Raw genomic sequence first — 14,991 nt, forward strand, 5'->3', positions numbered from 1 at the left:
GGTCGTCGTGGTCAGCGCGGGAGTTCCATCACCGTGATGCCGCCTTCTTCCAGATCGATCTGCGTGCGCAGCGCGAATTCCAGCGGCACGGGCTGCGCCCACAGCAGGCCGCGAATCACGAGCGCGATCTGGTTGTGCATGTCGAGCACGGAACGGTCGAGCACCGGCTCGATTTCGAGCGTCGAGGGATCGATGCGCGGCTCGAAGCGCTCGATCGCCTGGCGAATCGCCTGTTCGAGCAATACCGTGTCGATGGTCGATGCGAATCGCCCCGACAAACACGGCAAGCCGTAATTGAGCACCGACGCGAACGCGTGCGGAAAGTCGTCCTCGACGATCGCATCGCCCAGATTCGTCGTGTTGAAGAGCCACGACACGTCGCGCAGCACGGCCGCGCGCAGCCCGCGATGCGACATGAAGCGCTCGCCGGGCGGATCGGCGCGCGTGGCGGGATCGTCGTCGATCAGGCGGTCGAGCAGCGTGGGCTGCAGACGGTCGGCGGCGCTGGGCTCGTTCATCGCGCGGTCCTTGCGCTCAACTCACGCGCCGCGTCGATACATCGAGCGCGAAGGTCACTTCCGCGCCGCGGCTGCCGGTCGCGGTCTGCGGCGCACAGGTCATCGTCAGTTGTTGCGCCGACAGTTCGAAGACCTCGCAGGGCCGCGCAAGGCGCACGCTCGTGTAGATCTGATAGTTGCGGATGTACGCCTGCTCCAGCTTCATCGACAGATATTCGATCTGCACGCCGTGGTCCGTGCCCGCCGCCTTGAAGCACTTCACATGCGCAACCGCGAGCAGTTCGGCCTGCGCGCACAGCTTCGCGAGGACGGGCGAGGCCGAGTCCACCGACTTGATGACGCAAAGCGCCGTGACGCGCATGTCGTTGGCATTGAGCGCGGCGGCGTGCGGCGCGGCGTCGTAGCCTTGCGCCCAGCGCCAGCCGTGGATCTGCATCGGCGTGTCCCAGTCGCCGCGCTTGGCCGCTTCGCCCTTGACCGGCGTGTTGCTGCGCTTGGGGACGACGTGCAGGAACATGTCGTCCGATTCCGTGAGCGCGAGCAAATCGAACTGGCGCAGGGCGTCGAGCGTGAGGTGGCTGTCGGGGCGCGTATCGCTGGGTTGCATCGTGCTCATCCGGTGGACGACGGTCTGAAGACAAGACGGCGCACATCGCGCGATTTTGAAGTTCAAAAATGCGCGGTGCGTTTCGTTTTACCAGTGGATTGCACGCGCGGCGCGCAACGAAAGCCGATCACGACGGAGGATCACATGGCTACGACCGACTGTTATCTCAAGATCGATGGAATCGACGGCGAGTCGAAGCACAAGGGGGCGGAAGGGCAGATCGAAGTGCTGAGTTTCAACTGGGGCGTGACGAACGCGAGCAACCCAATGACGGGCAGCGGCAGCGGCATCGGCAAGGCGTGCCCCGGCGTGTTCCAGTTCGTGCATCAGTACGACAAGTCCGCGCCCACGCTCAAGAAGAACTGCGCGAGCGGCAAGCACATGGCGAACGCGAAACTCACCGTCAGCAAGGCGGGCGAAGGGCAGAAGGAATTTCTCACCGTCACGATGAAACAGGTCACGGTGACGAAGGTCTCGCTGATCTGCGTGCCGAATGGCCATCCGGAGCAGACGGTCGATCTGAGCTACGCGGACATCGAGTTCGAATACAAGCCGCAGGACGACAAGGGCGCGCTCGGCGGCGCCGTGAAGTTCGGCTGGGACGTGCGCAGCACCGAAGTGCGTTGATCCGTCAGGCGCTTCCCGCGCGGTCGGCCCGCCAGCGTGCTCGCTGACGCGCCAGCGGTCCGAGCAGATGGCTGATTTCGGCGACCGACAGAACCTGATCGGGGCTATCGAAATTCAGGGCGTTCATCGGCATTTGCGGCGCTTCGGCCTGCGCGGGATGTTGCACGATGCTCATTCCGCCCGCCGCCTTGATCGCCTGCAAGCCCCGCGTTCCGTCGCCGCCGCCGCCCGTCAGCACGACGCCCACGACGCGTCCGTGAAAGCACGCCGCCGCCGATTCGAAGAGCGGATCGGCCGCCGGGCGCACGTGATGGACCTTGGGACCGTCGTCGAGCGCGAGATGGCCGTCAGCCGATACCACGAGATGACGGCCCGGCGGCGCGAGATAAATGCGTCCGGGCTCGATGCTTTGTCCGTGACGCCCGTATTCCACGGTGAGCGACGTATGCCGCTGGATGCACTCGCCCAAAAGACGCGGCCCTGTCATTCCCGAATGGAGCACGATCAGAAGCGAGCCTTCATAGTCGGGATCGAGCGCACTCACGAGCCGGCATAGCGCCTTGAACCCGCCCTGCGAAGCTGCAACGACTGCAATGTCGCGTCGCACCGTCATGCTTGTCCTTGATTGTCTCTGAAGTTTTCTCCGTGGACCTAGCAAAGAAGATGCCGCGCGCCCGGATGACCGGCGACGGGCGCGCCTGTTTCAACGAACGCCGGCTTCTTCCAGCAGCCATTCCTTGAACGCGATCACGGGCGCATGGGCCGCGCTTTCCGGCCGATGCACGAGGTAGTACGCCAACTCGCAGCTCTGGACGATATCGAACGGCTTGACGAGGCGGCCTTCGGCCAGATCGCGTTCGACGAGCGTCGTGCGTCCGAGCGCCACGCCGTAACCGGAAATCGCGGTTTGCAGGCCCATCGCGGAATCGTTGAGCTGCAGTCCGCGGTCGGTATCGATGCGGTCGCGGCAGCCGGCATGCAGCAGCCACGAACGCCACGTCGGGAAGAGACCGGCGCCGGTCATCGACGTATCGTGGATGAGCGGATGATGTTGCAAATCGGACGGCGCTCTGAGCGCGTGCTCGCCTTCCATCAGCGCCGGGCTGCATACCGGAAAAAATTCGTCGCGCAGCAGGAACGTAGAGACGAGGCCCGCCCATGCTCCCGCGCCGTAGCGTATGCCGACGTCGATCCGTTCGGCGGTGAAGTCGGTGAGGCGGCCGCTCGTGTCGATCCGCAGGTCGTAGTAAGGATGTCTTCGCTGAAAGCGTTCGACGCGCCAGAGCAGCCAGCGATCCGCGAAAGCCGGCGGCACGGTCAGCGTAAAGACGATGCGCGACTTGCTGGCCTTCAGCCGTTCGACGGCACTCGACAGCAGATCGAAGCCGCCTTGCAGATCCGGCAGCGCAGCGCGGGCAGCGTCGGTCAATGTGAGACGCGACGGTCCCGATGCCGATCGATGGAACAACTCGATATCCAGATAGCTTTCGAGTCCGCGAATCAGTTGGCCGACCGCGGCCGGCGTGACGTTCAACTCGTCCGCCGCCGCAGCGTAGCTCAGATGCCGCGCGACCGCCTCGAAGGCTCGCAGTGCGTTCAGATTGCTGGGCGCTCGCATGTTTCTTCATTCAGCCGTGGGATCTCGTGAATGTACAGAATCATGGTGACGCGTGCATCCGCCATCGAAGGCGATGCGTCAGAGCTGCGTCAGTCCGCCATCCACGACGACTTCGGTGCCGGTCACGAACGATGCATCTTCGCTCGCGAGAAAAAGGGCGGCACGCGCGACTTCCTGTGCTTCGCCGAAACGCTTGAGCGGCACGGCGGCTTCGATGGCCGCGCCCGCATCGGCGAGTTCCTTGTCCGACAAGCCCAGTTTCGTGTGAAACGGCGTGGCGATCGGGCCGGGGCTCACCGCATTGATGCGAATGCCACGCGGCGCGAGTTCGGCGCCGGCGGTGCGAACCAGCGAACGCAGCGCGGCTTTCGTCGCGGAAAGAATGGACAGTCCCGGCGTGCCGGTTTCACTCAGGAACGAAGTCGTGACGACGATTGCGCCGCCCTTCGGCAGATGCGGCGCCGCCTTCTGGATCGTGAAGAACACGCCGTTGAAGTTGAGCGAGAATTGCGCTTCGATCTGTTCGGGCGTCACGGCTTCGAGCGGCGCGGCCTGGCCGGCTCCGGCGTTGGCGAACACGATGTCGATACGGCCGTGGCTCTCCACGATATCGACGATCGCGCGATCGATCTGCGCCGGATCGCGCGAATCGACTTTGAGCGCGATCGCCGAATCGCCGAGAATCCGCGCTGCTTCGTCGAGCCGGCTCTGCGTCGTGCCGGTGACGATGACCGTCGCCCCTTCCTTCTGAAACAGCTTGGCCGCTTCCAGTCCGATTCCCGACGTGCCGCCCGTGATGAGCGCGACTTTGTTCTTCAGTTTCATGGCTTGCTCCTTCGATCGATGTTTGAGGTCAGGGGCTTTCGCTTGATTGCGCTGCCCGGTGACTCAACTATCGGCGAGAGGCCCGACACCGGCAAACGAGAAGATCTGCCAGCGCGGAGAAGAAAAACTTTTCGGGTGTTGGAGAGGCGCAAGCGATCCTGATGCGCGCGGATCGCGTGGGCGCAGCGGGCCGATGGGCCAGCCGAGTTCGATTCTCAGGCCGCGGCGTCCGAGCGCGCTCACCTATGCCAGCGCCCGTGAATGCGTCAACGAAAGCAGATTCGCGCGCTCATGCCTCGATGCCGAGCGGCGCGAGCACCTTGCGCATGCGTTCGATCGCGAGCGCCGGATCGCGCAGCAGACGCGCCTGATCCGCGAGCCGGAACACATCCGCGAGATAGGCGGGCGGGCGCATGCCGTGATGTCCGCCCGGCATGAAGAAGTGATCCTGAAAGCCGTTCAGATACGCGAGAAAGACCACGCCCGTCTTGTAGTACTGCGTCGGTGCGCGAAAAATGTGGCGCGACAGCGGGACGGTCGGCGACAGCAACGCATGAAAGGTGTCGAGATCGTCGTTTGCGAGTGCGGCGAGCGCCTGCGACGCCGCTGGCGCGATCGCATCGAAAATGCCGAGCAGCGCGTGCGAAAAGCCGTGCTCGTCGCCGGCGATGAGACTCGGATAGTTGAAGTCATCGCCCGTGTACATCTTCACCGATGACGGCAGGCTTCGGCGAAACGCGATTTCCTTCGCGTCGTCGAGCAGCGAGATCTTGATGCCGTCCACCTTCCCGACGTTCTCGCCGATCACGTCGAGGCACACGCGCGCCGCGCCTCGATGATCGTCCGCGCCCCAGTAGCCTTCGAGCTCGGGATCGAACATCTCGCCGAGCCAGTGAAGGATCACCGGCTGATCGCACATCGCGAGCACTTCGCGATAGACGCGCCGGTAATCGTCCGGCGTTCGCGCGACTTTTACGAGCGCGCGGCTCGCCATCAGAATGACGCGGCCGCCCACGCGTTGCACGGCTTCGAGTTGCTGCCCGTAGGCGCGGATGACTTCATCGCACGTCGAGATATCGCGCGGCGCGACATGATCCGTGCCGCAACCGGACGCGATGCGCGCGCCGGGAATGTCGCGCGTGCCCGCGATCGTGCGCGTGATCAGTTCGAGCGCGCTCGGCCACGGCAAGCCCATGCCGCGTTGCGCGGTATCCATCGCTTCGGCGATACCCAAGCCTTGCTGCAACAGATAGCGCCGATAGTCGAGCGTGCGCGCCCAGTCGATGGCGGGCGTGCCGTTCAGTTCGCCCGCGCGCAACGGATCCGCGACGACGTGCGCCGCCGAATACGCGATGCGGTTGAAGGGCGCGGCGGGCGTGCGTACGTCGAGCGGCACGCCTTGCAGACGATATGTCTCGAGTGTGCCGGATGCGGTCGGGAGCGTGATGGTCGAGTTCATGTCGGATCAGTATTTGGTGACGAGCAGGCCGCCGTCGACACGGATGGCCTGGCCAACGCTGTAGGGCAATCCGCCGGTGGCGAGCGTGCGCACGGCGACGGCCACTTCCTGCGGCGTGCCCCAGCGATTGATGGCGGTGAGACCTTGCTCCATTTGCTGGTCGTAGCGTTCCTTCGACGGCGCGGTCATCTCGGTCGCGATGAGTCCCGGCTGCACTTCATACACGCCGATGCCGTGCGGCGCGAGCCGCAGCGCGAACAACGTGTTCGCCATCGAAAGCCCGGCCTTCGATACGCAGTATTCGCCGCGCAACGGCGACGCCGCGACTGCATTCGACGACGTGATCGTGATGACGCTCGGATGCGCCGCGACGCTCGCGCGCGTTCGAGCCAGCATGTGCTTCGCGAACGTCTGCATGAGAAAGAACGTGCCGCGCGTATTGACCGTCATGCAGCGGTCGAAACTTTCCGGCGTGACGTCGAGCAGATCGCCGCGCGACATGACCGAGACGCCCGCGTTGTTCACGAGGCAGTCGATCGTGCTTTCGAGCCGCGCTTCGATATCGAGCAGCATCGGGCGATGGCTGTCGATATCGGCGAGATCGTTGATGACGGCGATGGCGCGCGCGCCGCTTGCCTCGACATCGCGCACGGCCTGATCGAGTTCATCGGATGCGGCGATATCGGTGAGAGCGATATCGAAGCCCGCGCATCCGAGTTCGATGGCGATCGCGCGTCCGATGCCGCGCCGGCTGCCCGTCACGACCGCAATGGGCCGCGCGCTCACAGCGATGCTCCGTTCGCGACGAGATCGCGCGCGATGATCGTGCGCTGAATCTGATTGGTGCCTTCGTAGATCTGCGTGATCTTCGCGTCGCGATACAGCCGCTCCACTTCATAGCCGCGAATGTAGCCGCTGCCGCCGAATATCTGCACGGCGTTCGCGCTGTGCTTGACGGCGGTGTCGCCCGCGAAGCATTTCGCCATCGAACAGGCGATGCTGGCGCGGTCGCCCGTATCGAGACGCTCGGCCGCGTCGTGCACGAGCAGGCGCGCGGCCTGAATGTCTTTCGCCATGTCGGCGAGCATCCACTGCACGCCCTGAAATTCGGCGATATGGCTGCCGAACTGCTTGCGCGTCTGCGCATAGTCGAGCGCGGCTTCGAGCCCCGCCTGCGCGATGCCGACCGCCAGCGCCGCGATGCCGACACGGCCCTTGTCGAGCACGCTCATCATGATGTGAAAGCCGCGTCCTTCTTCGCCGAGCAATGCATCGTGACGCAGCTTCACGCGATCGAAATGCAGCTCGCCCACTTGCGACGCGCGCTGGCCCATCTTGTGTTCCTTCGGTCCCTTCGACACGCCTTCGAGATCGCAATCGACGATGAAGATGCTCATGCCGCGCTTGCCCGCGGCGGGATTCGTGCGCGCGAGCACGAACGCGACATCCGCGACGGGCGCGTTGTGAATCCACAGCTTCGCGCCGTTCAGCTCCCAGCCTTCGGCGGTGCGCGTGGCCGTGGTGCGAATGCCGGAGACGTCGGTGCCCGCATCGGATTCGGTGATGCAGTACGCGGGCCGCAGCGCCGCGCGCAACAACGGCTCCATGTACTGCGCGCGCTGCGCCTCGGTGCCGTGCACGCTCAGCAACGTGCCGACGAGTTCGAGCAGGCCGCATTGATCCGCCACCGACGAATAGCCGCGCGACAGTTCTTCCATGACGAGCGCGTACGCGGCGGCATCGAGACCCGCGCCGCCGAATGCTTCCGGCACCGTGATGCCGAAAAGCCCGAGCTCGCCCATCTGCCGATAAACCTCCGCCGGAAAGCGCTCTTCGCGGTCGAGTTCTTCCGCCAGCGGACGGATGACTTCCTGCGCGAAACGGCGCGTCGTGTCGCGAATCTGTTGATGTGTCTCCGAGAGTTTCATGCCGTCTCCGATCGATATGAAAAGGCCCGCAATTTGCATTCGGCCGACCCGTTCAGATAAACCCGAGCGCCTCGCAGAAGACCTTGAATTACGTGGTTTCGTGTGCCGGCATTCGCAGCAAGTAACCATCTGGTGGGTTATTTAAGACCAACGAAACGCCGCTGTCAACGTGTTTCGCGGCCGATGAAAACGGAGGATGACTTGAGCAAGTGGATGCAGGCCGCCGACGCGGTGCTCGCGCAACTCGAGGCGCGTTTCCTTGGCGACCGGGCAGTCGCGCGATCTGACGATCGTTCGTGCGCTCGGCATCGGCGATGGCAAGGGCAGCGGGCTAGGCCGCCTGGCTCGCGAGCGAAGGGTCAGGCGTGTGAGCGGCTTCTCGCGGCCGCATAAGCGGCGCGAACGTATTCGCTATTTGCGGATGGTCCGCAGCACCGTGTCGATGTTGAAGGCGAGGCGCGCATCGAGCGCTTCCTTGTCCATGAAGTCGAAGTCGAAGATCAGCCCGCTCGTAAAACGGTTGGTCAGATAGTAGTAGCTGATGCCGGCCATCGTGATGTGCAGCTGCCGCGGATCGATGCCGCTGCGAAATGCGCCCGATGCGACGCCGCGATCGAGGATGCGCTGCAGCATCGACGTGAAGTTCTGATGGAGTTCCATGAAGCGCGCGGACTTCTTCACGTGACGAGCCTTGTGAAGATTTTCGTTGCTGACGAGGTTCAGGAATTCCGGATGACGAAGGTAGTGGTTCCAGGTATGCGTGACGAGGGCGGCGATCGCATCCTCGGGTGATAGATGATCGAGATCGAGTTTTTGCTCGGCGGAACGGATGTCGGCGTAGACATCCTCCAGCACCTCGAGGAACAGGTTCTCCTTACTGCCGAAGTAGTGATAGATCATCCGCTTGTTGGACTTCGCGCGGGCCGCAATGGCTTCGACGCGAGCGCCATCGAGACCGAGTTTCGCGAACTCCTTCTTCGCCGCTTCGAGAATGCGGGCGCGTGTGACTTCGGGATCGCGCTGTCTGGGTTGGCGAGTGGCGGTAGCCTTCGTGGCTTTGGCGGATTTCGCGGCCGCTTTTTCTGGCGTGGTCGCAATGGTCATGGGGTTCTCATGCACAGAAGTCCGGGAGCCGGCCAATGCCGGCGGTCTGGCGACGACTATAAACCAAAACGTTCGTCTTAAGAGAGTAACCGGGTAGTGCATGGAATGAGGCAGACAGGGTGACGACGAGTGAATCGAAAGCAGCCCTGAAGCTCCCGCGCGAGGCGATACGCACCGCGATGTATATCGACGGCAGGCATCACGCGAACGCGGAGTGCGAATTCATCGCGCGCAAGCGTTCAGGCCATGGCGTGCCGGTGGCGGCGACGGCGCGCCCGCGGCCGCACGTCGATGCGGCCACGCTCTCCAACGTCAAACTTCGCTGCGCTTCAGAAGATAATCGAGACCGCCTGCGCGGAACCATCGATAGCCATACGGCTCCAGCACGACCGTATGCTGTCCCTTCGCATCGCCCTGACTATGATCGTCGGATAACAGATTGACCAGCACGTCGTTCTCTCCAGCGCCGAGGCCGACCCGAAACTTCACGGTGCACGCCGCGGCGCTGAAGTTATGCAGGCAGACCACCGAGTTGTTTCGCCAGTCGTAACGCAGCGCAAGCACGTCGTCGCGCGATGCCTTCAGAATCGCGAAGTCGCCCCAGCTTATCTCGGGCACTTCCTTGCGCATCCGGATCATTCTCTCCATCCAGTTCAGCAGCGAGTCCGGATCGCGGCGCTGGCTCGCGACGTTCACACGTTCGTAGCCGTAGGGTCCGCCAGAAATCACCGGGCAAACGGGACGCGCGTGCTTCGTGAAACCGGCATGCGGCTCCGTCGACCATTGCATCGGCGTTCGCACGCTTTCGCGCTCGGGCAGGCGCAGGTCGTCGCCCATGCCGATCTCATCGCCGTAGCGCACGACGGGCGTGCCCGGCAGCGTCAGCATCAGGCTGTACGCAAGCTCGAGCCGATGACGATCTCCGTCGAGCATCGGTGCAAGACGACGGCGAACGCCGCGCTTGTACAGTTGCATGTCCGGCTCCGGGGCGAACGCCGCGAACACGGCTTCGCGCTGCGCGGGCGATAGACGGCCAAGATCGAGTTCATCGTGGTTTCGCAGGAATACGCCCCACTGCGCGGTTGCGGCGCGCGATTTCGTCGCGTCGAGCGCGTTCTTCAGAGGCGTGGCGTCGGCGCACGCGAGCGCATGAAACGTGTTCTGATTGACCTGGAAGTTGAACATCATCTGCAATCGCTCGCCCGCGTCGCCGAAGTATTTCATGTCGGTGTCGGGCAGCACGTTCGCCTCCGCGAGAATGATCGCGTCGCCCTGACGCCATTGCAGGAACTCGCGAAACATACGCAGCATGTCGTACTGTTCAACGGGCCGCCTCACCTGTGCGCCCTTGGCGGCGATGACGAACGGGACCGCATCCATGCGAAAGCCCGAAACGCCGAGCTGAATCCAGAAGCCCATGATCTTCAGCAACTCCGCCTGCACGAACGGATTGGATGTATCGAGGTCGGGCTGAAACTCGTAGAAGCGGTGGAAGTACCACATGGCCGCTTCCTTGTCGTAAGTCCACGTCGTCTTTTGCACGCCGGGGAAGACCACGCCGTCCTTCGCGTTGGCCGGCCGCTTCTTCGACCAGACGTACCAGTCGCGATATTTCGAATCGGGATCGCGCCGCGCCTCACGGAACCACGGATGCTGATCCGACGTGTGATTCACGACGAGATCGATCATCACGCGCAACCCGCGTTGACGGCACGCGTGCGTGAACTCCGCGAAGTCGCCGAGCGAACCGTATCGCGGATCGACGTTGTAGTAATCGCTGATGTCATAGCCGTTGTCGCGGCCAGGCGACGGCTGGAACGGCATCAGCCAGATGGTGGTGATGCCGAGCCCCTGAAGATAGTCGAGCCGCCGCAGCAAGCCCTGAAAGTCGCCGACGCCATCGCCGTTCGCGTCCATGAACGTGCCGACGGACAGGCAATAGATGATCGCGTTCTTGTACCAGAGGTCGTTGACCATACCGATCGCGTGAAGTCGATGAAGGGCGAACCGGGACGGTGCGCCCCTGCATTGCTTATTGCATATGCTTATTGCTTCTTCGCGGCATCGACCTTCGCTTCGGCCGCTTTCTTGTTCGCGTCGTTCTGGGCTTCGACCTTGTTTTCATCGGCCTTGGCCTGCGCTACGTTCGCATCGTGGGCGGCGTCCTGCTTCTTCCTGTCGGCCTTCGCCTGGGCATCGTGCATCTTCTTGTTGGCCTTGCTCTGCGCGTTGGCCGCGTCGTTTCGCGCGCCCGATGCCTCCGCAGCCGTGGTCGCCTTCGCGCCCTTGGCGGCCTTCTTGTCGGCATCGGCCTGAGCGGAAGCCTTGTCTTCGTCCGCCGATGCCTGTGCCTTGGCCGCATCGCTCCGAGCTTCGGCCTTCTTCTTGTTCGCCGTCGCCTGCTCCTCCATCTTTTCGCTGTTTGCCTTCATTTGAGCCTTTTGCGCGTCCGAGGCATCTGCGGCGACTGCCGCGTGCTGAAACGCCGTCGTGGCGAGGAGTGTGGACGCGATAACAGCGATGAGCTTTTTCATGATCGATATCTCCCGTACATCTGTTTTTGAATGACTGCTCCCGACGCGGCGGGCTAACGGCATCGCCGATCAATGAAGTTCGCTTCAGAGTTCCGGGGGCACGTTGCGATACGTTGCGTCGTCCCGCTCGAAGCGTTGCCAATAGGGCGGCCGGCTGTAGTACCGGTGAATCGAGTCGGCCCACGAGCGATCTGCCATCGATGGCCACGCATCCTTGTCGAAGCCGGGTGCGCTCTTCACTTGTTCCGTGGTCGCTGAAATCCGAAAGCACTTGTTGTTGGTATCCAGCGTCAAGGCGCTCCATGGAATCGCGAGCAGCTTGTCGCCGATCCCAAGGAAGCCGCCGCTCGAAAGGACCGCATACGCGATGCGTCCGGATGTGACGTCTAGCATGATCTCCTTGATCTTGCCGACATCGTCTCCATCGGAACTCAGTACGTTGTTTCCATCCAGCGTGCTCGCGGCCATGACGTCGGGGCCCGGACCATCCGCGGTCTCGGCGCCTTTCCCGACAATGTTCATCTGGCTTGTATCGACTGACATGATTTGTCTCCCAATGAGCCGACGTTCGACATCGGCATGTCGTTATCGACGCAAAGAACGTTCCGCATATTGGGAGATTACTTTTGTACGACCGTCGGATGTTTCGCGACTGGATGCTTCTCAGTTCGCCGCGGGACGGACCGTTGCAGTCAGTGCTCCAGTCAGCGTGCCGTCACGCGAATGAGCCTTGCTGCCGGACCTTGATTGATGGGCGCGTCTGCGCGATCAGCGGCGACGCGCCACTTCGGGAACGTGCCGGAGCTGTCGACTTGCCACGCATCACCCGCTTCATCGACGTAGATCGCGCTCGCGCGTCCCTTGGCAGCCGATGTCCTGCGCGCACGCGGCGCATCGCGGTCGAATGACCGGCTGCCCAGCTCGTTGAAGACCGTCGCAAGCGGGCGGTCTGCCTGACCCGACTCGCTGAGCGGAGCGGCGAGCGGTCCTGCGGGCGCGCGCAGCACTGCTTCGGCAGGCTTGCGACCAGCGAGGATCGCGGAGAGCAGCACCGACGGACCAGTCCGGTCAGATGCTTCGGAAACCTTATCGTCTGCACGCTTCGCGGATGCCGCACCCGGTGAATCGAGCGTGAGCGGCTCGCTCGCGTTGTCGATCTGGACGACGAGGATGACGTGCCAGTCGTCCGGCGTGTTCCTGTAGCGCGGCGCGAGCGACACGAGACGCATGCGCGCGATGTCGAAGCCCGCGTCGCGCAGCAGCAGATATTTGGCGACGGCGAAATCCTTGCACACGCCGCTTTCGATGAAGAAACGCGCCGGCGCGTAGTAGCTGCCATCGGTTCCGTCGCGGTAGCGGATCTCGTTGACGAGCGCGTCGGCGAGCAGCGCGGCGGAGCGATCGCCGGTCTTTGCGCGCGCGGCCTTGACCTGCGCGACGAGCCGAGTCCATCCGGCGGGTTCGCGCATCTGATGGATGCGCAGCGCTTCGCGCAGGCGCTGCACGCGGCCGATCGCATCCGATGATGGCTCGAGCTTGCTGTCGGCAAGGGGCAAGAGAAAGATCAGGTCGCCGACCTGCGCGAGTTCCGGGCGCATCTTGCGGTTGGCTTCCCACCATGTGCCGGTGCGCAGGCGCTCGATGCCGGCTTTGAGCGCGTGAGGCGTGGCCGTATCGTCAGGAACCGCGACATGCGCGCCGGATGCGGCTACGTTCGCTGCGCCCGCGACGACGGGCAAAAGCAGCGCGGCTGCCAGCGAGCACTGGAGAAAGCAGACAAGCAGTCGGGCGAGTGGCATGGGCGGACTCCTGACAACCGTACCGCGCGCCAATGCGCCGGTGACTGGAAGCCGCTCATGCTGTTCAGTATCGATGGCAACGCGGGCTTTGAACCAACATTGCATGCGACGTGCCAATTTTTCAGTGGCACCCCAGATCGTTGATTAGACGAGACATTGCGATCGTGAACGGGAATGCCGCAAGTCCGCGGTGATGCCCGCCGACCAACTGCCGCGCGATATCTGTTGCCGTCGCGCGGACATTCCGGGCGCGCGCGCATAGACGTGGCGGCCAATCTGGCCCCGTCATCCATTCACGATAATTAATCCAAACCGAAATTTTTAATAACTTTCCCTTATATTTTTTCTCGCGCACGATGCTCACACTGTCCACTCTCGATACCACTTGGAGGAAAGCGCGGACGTAGCAGGAAACGACGGCACACCTCGATCGCGTGCCCGTCGAGCGAAATCGTTGCCTCAATACACGCGCCACTCGCGCGCGTCAATCGGCTTTCCCCCTGCACGCCCGTCTCGCAAACAAACCTGACGCATCGGCTTTTCAGCACGACATCAAGCGCCGAACGAGCGCAATGACACATAACGGAGACAGACATGGTGAGCGCAGATTCGACGGTGGCCGGGCAGTCGCACGGGCGTCGTCAGAACAGGTGGGTGCAGTTGGTCATCGGCATCGTCTGCATGGGGCTGGTCGCCAATTTCCAGTATGCGTGGACGTTGTTCGTCATGCCGATGGACGCAAAGCACCATTGGGGGCAAGCGGCGATTCAAACCGCCTTCACGATCTTCATCGTGACCGAAACGTGGCTCGTGCCTGTCGAAGGCTGGCTCGTCGATAAATTCGGACCGCGCCCGGTGGTGATGGGCGGCGCGATCTTCGCTGCGATCGGCTGGATCATCGACGCCCATGCCACCACGCTCATGCATCTGTACATCGCCGCAGTCGTTGCGGGCATCGGTGCCGGCTGCGTGTACGGTACATGCGTCGGCACGGCGCTCAAGTGGTTCCCGGACAAACGCGGTCTCGCGGCCGGCCTGACCGCGGCGGGCTTCGGCGCGGGCGCGGCCGTCACGGTGATTCCGATCTCGAACATGATCCAGAGCTCAGGCTACGAGCGTGCGTTCATGTTCTTCGGCATTCTGCAAGGCGCCGTCATATTCGTGCTGGCGCTGTTGCTCGTGCGGCCGAATCCGCCGAAAGGCATCGTGCCGGCCAAGCGCATCGTGGCGACCAAGATCGACTACACGACCGGACAGATGGTGCGAGCGCCCATCTTCTGGGTGCTCTATGCGATGTTCGTCGCGGTGGCGGCGGGCGGTGTGATCGCCACTGCGCAATTCGGGCCGATCGCCAAGGAATACGGCTTCGCAAGTTTGCCAGTGAGTCTGTTCGGCGCGACCTTGCCGCTGCTCGCGATGACCTTGTCCATCGACAATCTGTGCAACGGCTTCACGCGCCCGCTATGCGGTTTCATCTCGGACAAGATCGGTCGCGAAAACACCATGTTCATCATCTTCCTGGGCGAAGGCGTCGCGCTGCTGGGGTTGATGCAGTTCGGGCAGAACCCCTACATGTTCATGCTGTTCGCGGCGCTGACCTTCCTGTGTTGGGGCGAGATATTCTCGATCTTCCCGGCGACCTGCGCGGACACCTTCGGCAGCAAGTACGCCGCCGCCAATGCAGGAACGCTATACACGGCCAAGGGCACGGCTTCGATGATGGTGCCGCTCGCGTCGGTGCTCGCGTCGCTCGGTTCCTGGAACGCCGTGTTCATCGCTACCGCGATCACGTCGATCGCGGCGGGCGTGTGCGCGAAGTTCGTACTCGCGCCAATGCGTCGCCGATGGATAGAGAACACGGTCACGCAGGCTTCGCCGCAGTCCTATATCGACTTGCCCTTCCAGACCGACTGGACGGACGCGCCGAGCAAGTCGTCGACGCGATGAATCCCGCCTGCTGATACCGAAGCGA

15 protein-coding genes are annotated in these 14,991 nt (G+C 63.2%); 2 read left to right on the forward strand and 13 right to left on the reverse strand.

The annotated features are described in order from the left end of the window. Positions 1-11: 11 nt before the first annotated feature. Both tssE and NCS02_RS28860 read right to left on the reverse strand, forming a co-directional pair. Positions 12-518 (reverse strand): type VI secretion system baseplate subunit TssE, encoded by a 507-nt coding sequence (tssE, locus tag NCS02_RS28855; protein ID WP_250437628.1) that lies wholly within the window; start codon positions 516-518, stop codon positions 12-14. Between the two features lie 16 nt (positions 519-534). Continuing rightward, positions 535-1,125 carry a type VI secretion system tube protein Hcp gene (locus tag NCS02_RS28860; protein ID WP_008346463.1) on the reverse strand — a complete coding sequence of 197 codons (591 nt, stop codon included), beginning with the start codon at positions 1,123-1,125 and terminating at the stop codon, positions 535-537. A gap of 144 nt (positions 1,126-1,269) precedes the next feature. On the opposite strand from NCS02_RS28860, the gene NCS02_RS28865 reads away from it, so the two are divergent. Next, positions 1,270-1,752: an Hcp family type VI secretion system effector gene (locus tag NCS02_RS28865; protein ID WP_008346465.1), complete on the forward strand. Its 483-nt coding sequence runs from the start codon at positions 1,270-1,272 to the stop codon at positions 1,750-1,752. Between the two features lie 4 nt (positions 1,753-1,756). Here NCS02_RS28865 and NCS02_RS28870 read toward each other — a convergent pair whose 3' ends face one another. The 11 genes from NCS02_RS28870 to NCS02_RS28920 form a co-directional block, all read right to left on the reverse strand. Next, positions 1,757-2,365 carry a chemotaxis protein CheB gene (locus NCS02_RS28870; RefSeq protein WP_250520278.1) on the reverse strand — a complete coding sequence of 203 codons (609 nt, stop codon included), beginning with the start codon at positions 2,363-2,365 and terminating at the stop codon, positions 1,757-1,759. Positions 2,366-2,455: 90 nt separating this feature from the next. After that, positions 2,456-3,370: a transcriptional regulator GcvA gene (gcvA, locus tag NCS02_RS28875; protein ID WP_250507946.1), complete on the reverse strand. Its 915-nt coding sequence runs from the start codon at positions 3,368-3,370 to the stop codon at positions 2,456-2,458. A 78-nt stretch (positions 3,371-3,448) separates the two neighbouring features. After that, positions 3,449-4,195, reverse strand: coding sequence for an SDR family oxidoreductase (locus NCS02_RS28880; protein ID WP_250520279.1), 747 nt, complete (start codon positions 4,193-4,195; stop codon positions 3,449-3,451). A gap of 289 nt (positions 4,196-4,484) precedes the next feature. After that, positions 4,485-5,654: a dihydrodipicolinate synthase family protein gene (locus NCS02_RS28885; RefSeq protein WP_250520280.1), complete on the reverse strand. Its 1,170-nt coding sequence runs from the start codon at positions 5,652-5,654 to the stop codon at positions 4,485-4,487. A gap of 6 nt (positions 5,655-5,660) precedes the next feature. Next, positions 5,661-6,440 (reverse strand): 3-ketoacyl-ACP reductase, encoded by a 780-nt coding sequence (locus tag NCS02_RS28890; RefSeq protein ID WP_250479520.1) that lies wholly within the window; start codon positions 6,438-6,440, stop codon positions 5,661-5,663. Next, positions 6,437-7,582 (reverse strand): acyl-CoA dehydrogenase family protein, encoded by a 1,146-nt coding sequence (locus tag NCS02_RS28895; RefSeq protein ID WP_250441399.1) that lies wholly within the window; start codon positions 7,580-7,582, stop codon positions 6,437-6,439. Before NCS02_RS28895 ends, NCS02_RS28890 begins: the two co-directional genes overlap by 4 nt. 411 nt (positions 7,583-7,993) lie before the next feature. Next, entirely contained in the window at positions 7,994-8,788 is a 795-nt protein-coding gene (locus NCS02_RS28900) for a TetR/AcrR family transcriptional regulator (RefSeq protein WP_372492609.1), read from the reverse strand. Positions 8,789-8,998: 210 nt separating this feature from the next. Continuing rightward, positions 8,999-10,663 carry an alpha-amylase family protein gene (locus tag NCS02_RS28905; RefSeq protein ID WP_250520281.1) on the reverse strand — a complete coding sequence of 555 codons (1,665 nt, stop codon included), beginning with the start codon at positions 10,661-10,663 and terminating at the stop codon, positions 8,999-9,001. Positions 10,664-10,731: 68 nt separating this feature from the next. After that, the gene (locus tag NCS02_RS28910; protein ID WP_008346481.1) at positions 10,732-11,220 is read right to left on the reverse strand and encodes a hypothetical protein; all 489 of its coding nucleotides are present in this window, start codon (positions 11,218-11,220) and stop codon (positions 10,732-10,734) included. Positions 11,221-11,304: 84 nt separating this feature from the next. Further along, positions 11,305-11,763: a PRC-barrel domain-containing protein gene (locus tag NCS02_RS28915; RefSeq protein ID WP_008346482.1), complete on the reverse strand. Its 459-nt coding sequence runs from the start codon at positions 11,761-11,763 to the stop codon at positions 11,305-11,307. A gap of 161 nt (positions 11,764-11,924) precedes the next feature. Continuing rightward, positions 11,925-13,019, reverse strand: coding sequence for a transglutaminase-like domain-containing protein (locus tag NCS02_RS28920; RefSeq protein WP_250520282.1), 1,095 nt, complete (start codon positions 13,017-13,019; stop codon positions 11,925-11,927). A gap of 594 nt (positions 13,020-13,613) precedes the next feature. On the opposite strand from NCS02_RS28920, the gene oxlT reads away from it, so the two are divergent. Beyond that, positions 13,614-14,966 carry an oxalate/formate MFS antiporter gene (gene oxlT, locus NCS02_RS28925; RefSeq protein WP_250520283.1) on the forward strand — a complete coding sequence of 451 codons (1,353 nt, stop codon included), beginning with the start codon at positions 13,614-13,616 and terminating at the stop codon, positions 14,964-14,966. Positions 14,967-14,991: the final 25 nt, after the last annotated feature.

It is taken from the genome of Caballeronia sp. NCF2 (assembly GCF_023631205.1).
GTDB classification, from domain to species: Bacteria; Pseudomonadota; Gammaproteobacteria; order Burkholderiales; family Burkholderiaceae; genus Caballeronia; species Caballeronia zhejiangensis.

What these genes read in the sequence shown, in the direction of transcription:
- tssE (WP_250437628.1), bottom strand. Translation starts at nt 518, where the DNA reads ATGAACGAGCCCAGCGCCGCCGACCGTCTGCAGCCCACGCTGCTCGAC.
- NCS02_RS28860 (WP_008346463.1), bottom strand. Translation starts at nt 1,125, where the DNA reads ATGCAACCCAGCGATACGCGCCCCGACAGCCACCTCACGCTCGACGCC.
- NCS02_RS28865 (WP_008346465.1), top strand. Translation starts at nt 1,270, where the DNA reads ATGGCTACGACCGACTGTTATCTCAAGATCGATGGAATCGACGGCGAG.
- NCS02_RS28870 (WP_250520278.1), bottom strand. Translation starts at nt 2,365, where the DNA reads ATGACGGTGCGACGCGACATTGCAGTCGTTGCAGCTTCGCAGGGCGGG.
- gcvA (WP_250507946.1), bottom strand. Translation starts at nt 3,370, where the DNA reads ATGCGAGCGCCCAGCAATCTGAACGCACTGCGAGCCTTCGAGGCGGTC.
- NCS02_RS28880 (WP_250520279.1), bottom strand. Translation starts at nt 4,195, where the DNA reads ATGAAACTGAAGAACAAAGTCGCGCTCATCACGGGCGGCACGTCGGGA.
- NCS02_RS28885 (WP_250520280.1), bottom strand. Translation starts at nt 5,654, where the DNA reads ATGAACTCGACCATCACGCTCCCGACCGCATCCGGCACACTCGAGACA.
- NCS02_RS28895 (WP_250441399.1), bottom strand. Translation starts at nt 7,582, where the DNA reads ATGAAACTCTCGGAGACACATCAACAGATTCGCGACACGACGCGCCGT.
- NCS02_RS28900 (WP_372492609.1), bottom strand. Translation starts at nt 8,788, where the DNA reads ATGCACTACCCGGTTACTCTCTTAAGACGAACGTTTTGGTTTATAGTC.
- NCS02_RS28905 (WP_250520281.1), bottom strand. Translation starts at nt 10,663, where the DNA reads ATGGTCAACGACCTCTGGTACAAGAACGCGATCATCTATTGCCTGTCC.
- NCS02_RS28910 (WP_008346481.1), bottom strand. Translation starts at nt 11,220, where the DNA reads ATGAAAAAGCTCATCGCTGTTATCGCGTCCACACTCCTCGCCACGACG.
- NCS02_RS28915 (WP_008346482.1), bottom strand. Translation starts at nt 11,763, where the DNA reads ATGTCAGTCGATACAAGCCAGATGAACATTGTCGGGAAAGGCGCCGAG.
- NCS02_RS28920 (WP_250520282.1), bottom strand. Translation starts at nt 13,019, where the DNA reads ATGCCACTCGCCCGACTGCTTGTCTGCTTTCTCCAGTGCTCGCTGGCA.
- oxlT (WP_250520283.1), top strand. Translation starts at nt 13,614, where the DNA reads ATGGTGAGCGCAGATTCGACGGTGGCCGGGCAGTCGCACGGGCGTCGT.